This window comes from Pseudogemmobacter faecipullorum, from assembly GCF_020539525.1.
In the GTDB taxonomy this organism is placed as follows: domain Bacteria; phylum Pseudomonadota; class Alphaproteobacteria; order Rhodobacterales; family Rhodobacteraceae; genus Pseudogemmobacter; species Pseudogemmobacter faecipullorum.
In genome coordinates, this window is sequence record NZ_JACDXX010000047.1 from 1 (window position 1) to 6,975 (window position 6,975).

Annotated in this window: 7 protein-coding genes; 5 read left to right on the forward strand and 2 right to left on the reverse strand. The window is 64.2% G+C overall.

Annotated features, from left to right (window positions below):
- Positions 1-670: 670 nt before the first annotated feature.
- The gene (locus H0485_RS20640) at positions 671-1,462 is read right to left on the reverse strand and encodes a cytochrome c oxidase assembly protein (protein WP_226937786.1); all 792 of its coding nucleotides are present in this window, start codon (positions 1,460-1,462) and stop codon (positions 671-673) included.
- A 280-nt stretch (positions 1,463-1,742) separates the two neighbouring features.
- Positions 1,743-2,021, reverse strand: a complete 279-nt coding sequence (locus H0485_RS20645; RefSeq protein WP_226937787.1) for a hypothetical protein — start codon at positions 2,019-2,021, stop codon at positions 1,743-1,745.
- 765 nt (positions 2,022-2,786) lie between these two features.
- On the opposite strand from H0485_RS20645, the gene H0485_RS20650 reads away from it, so the two are divergent.
- The 5 genes from H0485_RS20650 to H0485_RS20670 all read left to right on the forward strand — a co-directional run.
- Complete coding sequence (locus tag H0485_RS20650; RefSeq protein ID WP_226937788.1) at positions 2,787-3,950, forward strand: ABC transporter substrate-binding protein; 1,164 nt, start codon at positions 2,787-2,789, stop codon at positions 3,948-3,950.
- Between the two features lie 67 nt (positions 3,951-4,017).
- The gene (locus H0485_RS20655) at positions 4,018-4,929 is read left to right on the forward strand and encodes a branched-chain amino acid ABC transporter permease (protein WP_226937789.1); all 912 of its coding nucleotides are present in this window, start codon (positions 4,018-4,020) and stop codon (positions 4,927-4,929) included.
- Positions 4,926-5,900: a branched-chain amino acid ABC transporter permease gene (locus H0485_RS20660; protein ID WP_226937790.1), complete on the forward strand. Its 975-nt coding sequence runs from the start codon at positions 4,926-4,928 to the stop codon at positions 5,898-5,900. Before H0485_RS20655 ends, H0485_RS20660 begins: the two co-directional genes overlap by 4 nt.
- Positions 5,893-6,642, forward strand: a complete 750-nt coding sequence (locus H0485_RS20665) for an ABC transporter ATP-binding protein (protein WP_226937791.1) — start codon at positions 5,893-5,895, stop codon at positions 6,640-6,642. The genes H0485_RS20660 and H0485_RS20665 overlap by 8 nt, the downstream gene beginning before the upstream one ends.
- Positions 6,639-6,975: ATP-binding cassette domain-containing protein (locus H0485_RS20670; protein WP_226937792.1), on the forward strand; the 337-nt coding region annotated here is incomplete at its 3' end. The genes H0485_RS20665 and H0485_RS20670, both read left to right, overlap by 4 nt.

Sequence of the window (6,975 nt, forward strand, 5' to 3'; positions counted from 1 at the left end):
GAATGTCGTTCCGGCAGCTTCCGCCGCCTCCCTCAACCTCCCGCCGCCGTCTCCGTCTGCGTTCCGTTTCGGTGAGCCGGTATCTAGGACCCAATCACAGAACCTGCAAGCACATAAATGTAAAAAATGACCACAGCCCAAACAAGACCAGCAAAATAAGGGAAATAAACTTGCGCGAGTACGGGAGATCTCCAATTCCCACGCCCGATATCCGGGAAGTTTCACAGAATCGGGGGCTTAGTCGCTGCAACACGCTGCAGAATCAGCCGCTGGCAACAGCGATTCCCCTGGAGGGACAGAATCGCGACGGGGCGATGTTGGTCAGAAACGCCCTTGGGTGAGGTGGGGGATCCCGGCGCCGGATGATGGTGCCGGGATCCTTCACCGCCCGGAGGGGCTGAAGCAGAAAAGGGCTGACATATGGCCCAGGCCTTTCTGGCTGTCCTGGCACCGGCGTCCGCGCCCCCCTTGAGCGCCATCCGCTTGGCGCTCCCGCTGCTGCACCTGGTCTTTACCGCGGTGCCCCGGTGCGAGACCGGGTTCGAACGCAGGGTCCACCCCTGCTCCACCGGTTTACGCCCCATATGATGATCGGGATGGCTTTCTGCCTGTTCCTACTGACGGGGCTGGACAGAGAAGCAGCCGCCGGCCATTCGCCAGGCTGCGGATGCTATAACCTCGTCTGAGGAGGGCTGCCCCTGGCCACCACCCCGTCTGGCCCGGACTGCAGCAACACCAGGACCAGCAGGGCCAGCGGCACAAGGCCCGGGATCCAGAGCATCAGCCCGGCCAGACGCTGATCCAGCAAGGGGTCGAGTCCCCAGGCCGCGGCCCCGGCAAGATGCCCGGCATAAAAGGGCTGGCCGGATGCCAGCAGCATGGTGCCAATCAGCGCCATTGCCGCTGCCAGCCCCGCTGTCATCACCGCAGCCGCGCTGAGCCCTGTGGTCCCATACTGGCCGGGGAGAGTTTCGCCCCATTCATCCTGCAGCATCTCACCGCGTATCATCGCCAGAAGTTCTGACCAGAAAGCGGTGGCGCTGCCCAGCAGCAGCGCCTGCATCAGCCAGAAGATCCGTGTATCGGCCCAGAGGGCGGCATGGGCGGCCGGCAGGTACCACAGCGCGAGCGCGGTAACGGTTGAGACCAGAGCCAGCGGCGCCCGGAACAGCCGCAACGGCAGGCTGATCGCCAGCAAAGGCGCGATCAGGCTGACCATAAGCAGATGATGCAGCGTAAGCGCGCTGAACAGCATACCTGACAGCACGCCGAGCGGAGAGATATAGGCAAGGGCGAGCAGCAGCCAGGCCAGGCAGAATGCCGGGCGGTGCCGGGCTTCAGTCAGGCCAAAGACCAGCAGAACCAGCAGAACCGAGATCATTGCAGGATCGGTGCCCCAGTAGCCGGAAAACCCCTGCGGCCCGTCAACCGGCCCATAATATGCGAGTGCCAGGGGTGTCATCTACTGCTCCTTACAGCCGTTTTCCGGCCAGCCCGGGTCCTGCCAGCAGCACCTGTTCTGAAGGTGCGGCACGTCAGCTCTGATCATGAATGCGGGCGAAACGCACTGGTTGCATCAGCTTCCTCAAAACAATCCCTGGTGGCATTTTCGCCACAGGCTGCACCTCCCGCCCGGTCACCCTCTCAGCCCTGCCTCCTTTCGGGGGGCCAGGATCCGCCCGGCGCAGGCAGGACGGCCCGGCGGCAAGGCCCGCTCAGGCAGGCGGCTGAAGCCGGTGCAATCAGTCCGCCCGGGGCACATCCGGCTCCGGCGCCCCGGGTGGCGCGGGCAGGCCAGTGCCCTGGTCCGGCATGCTGGCATCGGGCGGGACATCGCTGACCGGGGCCGGGGCTGTTTCACCCGAAAGCGCATCACGCTCGCCCGGATCGGCTTCGCTCACTTCGCCGAACCCCCAGCTGAGGATCAGAAACACACCAAACAAGGCGGCTAGGCAGATGCCAATCAGCGGCACGATATGGCGGCGTTTCTGCTTTTCAAGATTGGTCTGCGGAGCCGACATCTGCTTTCCCCTGTCTGTATCCTGATCGACATTCCTATCGCCTTCTCAGGGGAAAACCGCGCAGCGCGGGTACAGTTCCCACCAAAGCCGGAACCCCGGGGGCCACCGGCGGGTTTGCGTCGCGTGAGGTGGGAAAGGCCTTACCCCCTCCCAACGCAATGCAGCAAAGGAGATGCCATGTCTTTGCCCCATCCTGCCGCCGCCGCGTTTGCAGCGCTGCCCTTTCTGCCCCGACCCGCCCTGACAGCTGCGCCCGGGCCGGATACCCCGCTGCCACCAGGTACGCCCGGCCCGGGTGATATACCCGCCCCGGATGTGTTCCCCGAGCCCTTCCCGGATCCCCAGCCCCTGCCCCCGCGCGATCCGATCCCGCCGCAACCCGGGGAAACCGTGCCGCCGATCCACAGCTGAGGCGCTGCCTGCGTCCTGCGGGTGACCGGCCCGCCGGAAAAGCAAGCCTCAGATCCACCTGGCGCGGCGCCGCAGATCCCCGAAACCGCTTGCCGCAAGGCGGAGGCTGACGCTTCAGCCCTGGCCTTGCCCGGGACCGGAAAACCTGCAGTCCCGACAGCGGCGCCACGGCCTGTGTCGCCCGCCTCATCCGGCCAGAACCGCCGCAGCGCGCTGCCCGCCAAACTTTCCCTGGAGCATTCCCGGCCCTGCGGGCTATAGCCCCGGCATCGCGCCCGGATCGGCTGCTTTTTGCTTGCGCCTGCCGGTGAAACAAAGCCACGATCCGGCAAAACCAGAAACGGGGAGCATATCATGAAGCTGAAATCCGCCCTTCTTGGCGGCATTGCCGCCACCAGCCTTGCAGGCCTGCCGGTGGCAGTCCTGGCCGAAGGCGTCAAAGTCGGCCTGATCACCACTTTATCGGGCGGCGGGGCCGGTCTGGGCGTCGACACGCGCGACGGTTTCCTGCTGGCGCTGAAGCAGGCGGGGGATGCGGGGGCAAAGGTTGAGCTGATCATCGAGGATGACCAGCAAAAGCCCGATGTCGCGGTGCAGATCGCCGATAAAATGATCCAGTCCGATGGCGTAGACATGCTGACCGGCATCGTCTGGTCGAATCTCGCCATGGCGGTGGTTCCGGCCGCCACCGCCCAGAGCAAATTCTACCTCTCGACCAATGCCGCGCCTTCGGCGCTGGCAGGGGCGGGCTGTAACCCGCTCTATTTCTCGGTCTCCTATCAGAATGACAATCTGCATGAAGCCGCAGGCGCCTATGCCAAATCGGCCGGTTTCCAGAAGATGTTCATCATGGCACCGAACTATCCGGCCGGCCAGGACAGCCTGACCGGCTTCAAGCGCTTCTATGATCAGGGTGAGATCACCGCTGAGGTCTATACCCAGGTCGGCCAGACCGATTTCGCTCCTGAGATTGCCCAGATCAAAGCCTCGGGCGCGGATGCGGTATTCTTCTTCCAGCCCGGCGGCATGGGCATTGCCTTCATGAAGCAATATGCGGAATCGGGCGCGGATATTCCGGTCATCGGCCCGGGCTTCTCCTTCAGCCAGGACGTGCTTCCGGCCGTAGGCGATGCCGCAATCGGCGCCAAAAACTCGGGCAACTGGTCGCCCGATCTCGACAATGCGGCGAACAAGGCCTTTGTAGCGGCGTTCAGAGCCGAATATGGCCGCCTGCCCTCGCTTTACGGCGCCTATGCTTTCGACACCGCCAATCTGCTGCTCTCGGCGATGGATAAGGCTGAGGTCTCGGATGCCGAAGCCTTCCGCGCCGCGCTGAAAGCGGCCGATTTCACCTCGGTGCGCGGGAAATTCAGCTTTGGAGCGAACCAGCATCCGATCCAGGACATCTATATGCGCGAGGTCATCAAACTCGAGGATGGCACGCTGACCAATAAGATCATCGACACCGCGCTGAGCGACCGGGCTGACGCCTATGTCGATCAGTGCAATATGCAATGATCTGAGCTAACAGCGGCGGGCCAGGGCCAAGCCGGCCCGCCACAAGACGACGGAGACCCCCAAAGTGATGCTACTGGCCGAGCAGGTCCTGAACGGCCTGCAATATGGCATGATGCTGTTTCTGATGGCGGCCGGGCTGACCCTGGTCTTCGGCGTGATGGGCCTGATCAATCTGGCGCATGGCGCGCTTTATATGGTCGGAGCCTTTGCCTGCGCCTTCATCGCCGGGATCACCGGCTCCTATATGCTGGGGCTGACCGCCAGCCTGGCCGCTGCCGCTGCCGCCGGCGCGCTGGTGGAAATCTCTGTGCTGCGCCGCCTCTATACGCGAGATCATCTCGATCAGGTGCTGGCAACTTTCGCGCTGATCCTTGTCTTCTCGGAAGGCACGCGCTGGATTTTCGGAAACTTCCCGCTTTACCTGACCCTGCCGCCCGCGCTCTCGGGCGCGGTGACATTGCCAGGTGGTCTGCAATATTCGCTGTTTCGCCTGGTGATCATCGCCATTGGGGCTGGCCTGGCGCTTGGCCTTTATTTCCTGATCACCCGCACCCGGCTTGGTACCCGCATCCGCGCCGGCGAGGCGGATCGTGAGATGATCGCCGCGCTCGGCGTCGATATTGCGAAACTGTATACTCTCGTCTTCGCACTTGGCGCGGCGCTGGCCGGCCTCGCCGGGGCGCTGGTCGGCACGATCCAGTCGGTTCAGGTCGGCATGGGAGAGCCGGTGCTGATCCTGGCCTTTGTCGTCATCGTCATTGGCGGCATCGGCTCGGTCAAAGGCGCGCTGATCGGCGCTTTGCTGGTTGGCATGGTGGATACGATGGGCAAGGCCTTCCTGCCCGGCCTGCTGGCGCAGGTGACCGACGCCGCCTCGGCCAAGACCATGGGGGCGGGGCTTGCCTCGGTGATGATCTATATCCTGATGGCGCTGGTTCTCGTCCTGCGGCCCCAGGGCCTGTTCGGAGCAAAAGCATGAACCGCACTGCGCTTCTGAACAGTGCTGTGCTGGCACTGCTGATCGGCACCGGGGTGATCGCCCATCTTACCGGCCAGGGCTTTGTCGTAACCCTTGCCACCAAAGCCGCGATTTTCGCCCTGGCGGGCGTCGGGCTGAACCTTTGCCTTGGCTATGGCGGGCTGGTTTCGTTCGGCCATGCAGCCTTTTTCGGGATCGGTGGCTATATCTGCGGCATCCTTGCCTTCCATGCCGCGAATGGCACGCCCCTGCCGCTGACCGGCCTTTCGGGCACCAAAGAGATGCTGCTGATCTGGCCGCTGGCCATGCTGGCGGCCGGGCTGATCGCCCTTCCGATCGGCACCCTGTCGCTGCGCACCAGCGGCGTCTATTTCATCATGGTCACCCTCGCCTTCGCGCAGATGGTCTATTATTTCGCCGTCGCCTGGCCGCAATATGGCGGCGATGACGGGATTAGCTTTTACGTGCGCAACACTTTCCCCGGGCTGAACACATTGCAGCCGGTCTGGTTCTTTGCGCTCTGCGCCGGGCTTTTGCTGCTGGCCCTCGGGCTCAGCCACCGCCTGACCGCCTCGCGTTTTGGTCTGGCGCTTCAGGCAGTGAAGCAGAACCCGGCCCGGGCCGAGGCCTCGGGCATCCGCCCCTTCCCATTGCGCCTGACCGCCTTTGTGCTCTCGGCCATGATCACCGGGCTGGCCGGCGCGCTTTATGCCGATCTGAACCGCTTCGTCAGCCCCTCGATGCTGTCCTGGCATATGTCGGGCGAGATCATGGTCTTCGTGATCCTCGGCGGTACCGGGCGGCTGATCGGGCCGGTGCTGGGCGCAATGGCCTATATCCTGCTCGAACATCTTTTGGGCGGGATCAGCGAATACTGGCAGGCACTGTTGGGGCTTTTGCTGCTGGCCATCGTGCTCTTTGCCCCGGGCGGGCTGATTGGCCTGGCAGAGCGGAGGAAAGCCCATGCCTGACGCCATCCTTGAGATCCGCAGCCTGCACAAAAGCTTTGGCGCGCTGAAAGCCACCGATGCTGTCAGCCTGAGCCTGCGCAAGGGCGAAATTCATGCGCTGATCGGCCCGAATGGCGCCGGAAAATCGACGCTGATCAAGCAGATCAGCGGCGAGATCCGCCCCGATCAGGGCCAGATCCTGTTCGCCGGGCGCGAGATCACCGCGATGGATACCGCCGCCCGGGCCCGGCTGGGGCTGGCGCGCTCCTTCCAGGTCTCCTCGGTTCTGCCCGAGTTTACTGTGTTGCAGAATGTCATGCTGGCGCTGACCGGCGCCTCGGGCCGGGTGATGCGCTTCTGGAGACCGGCGCTGCAGGACCGCGCGCTGACCCTGTCCGCCCGTGAGCATCTGCAGACCGCGGGCCTTGCGGGCCGCGAGGCTCTGCCCGCGGCAATCCTGTCGCATGGCGAGCGGCGCAAGCTCGAGATCGCCATGGCGCTGGCCATGCAGCCAAAGGCCTTCCTTCTCGATGAGCCGATGGCCGGAATGGGGCCTGAGGGGGCAAAACAGCTTACCCACCTGCTGAACCGGCTGCGCCACCAGGCGCCGATCCTGCTGGTTGAGCATGATATGGATGCGGTTTTTGCCCTGGCCGACCGGATCTCGGTGCTGGTCTATGGCCGGATCATCGCCACTGGCAGCGTCGCCGAAATCCGCGCCAATCCCGAAGTGCGCCGGTCCTATCTCGGAGAAGAGGCATGAGCCTGTTGCAGATCGAGACTATCGCCGCCAGCTATGGCGCGGTCGAGGCTTTGTCTGATGTCAGCCTTACCCTCGCCGAGGGCGAGGTTCTGGCCCTGATGGGCCGCAATGGCATGGGCAAATCGACCACGATCCGGGCTTTGTGCCGGATGATGCCGGTGACGCGCGGCCAGATCCGCTTTGCCGGGCAGGATTTACTGCCCCAGGCCTCGCATCAGGCGGCCCGGGCCGGGATCGGCCTTGTCCCCGAGGGGCGGCGCTGTTTTGCCCCGCTCAGCGTGACCGAAAACCTGACCGTCGCAGCCCGCCCGGGCGCCTGGGATCTGGCGCGGG

Excerpts from the sequence above, each read along its gene's own strand:
- H0485_RS20645 (WP_226937787.1), bottom strand. The coding sequence starts at position 2,021 with ATGTCGGCTCCGCAGACCAATCTTGAAAAGCAGAAACGCCGCCATATC.
- H0485_RS20665 (WP_226937791.1), top strand. The coding sequence starts at position 5,893 with ATGCCTGACGCCATCCTTGAGATCCGCAGCCTGCACAAAAGCTTTGGC.
- H0485_RS20655 (WP_226937789.1), top strand. The coding sequence starts at position 4,018 with ATGCTACTGGCCGAGCAGGTCCTGAACGGCCTGCAATATGGCATGATG.
- H0485_RS20640 (WP_226937786.1), bottom strand. The coding sequence starts at position 1,462 with ATGACACCCCTGGCACTCGCATATTATGGGCCGGTTGACGGGCCGCAG.
- H0485_RS20660 (WP_226937790.1), top strand. The coding sequence starts at position 4,926 with ATGAACCGCACTGCGCTTCTGAACAGTGCTGTGCTGGCACTGCTGATC.
- H0485_RS20650 (WP_226937788.1), top strand. The coding sequence starts at position 2,787 with ATGAAGCTGAAATCCGCCCTTCTTGGCGGCATTGCCGCCACCAGCCTT.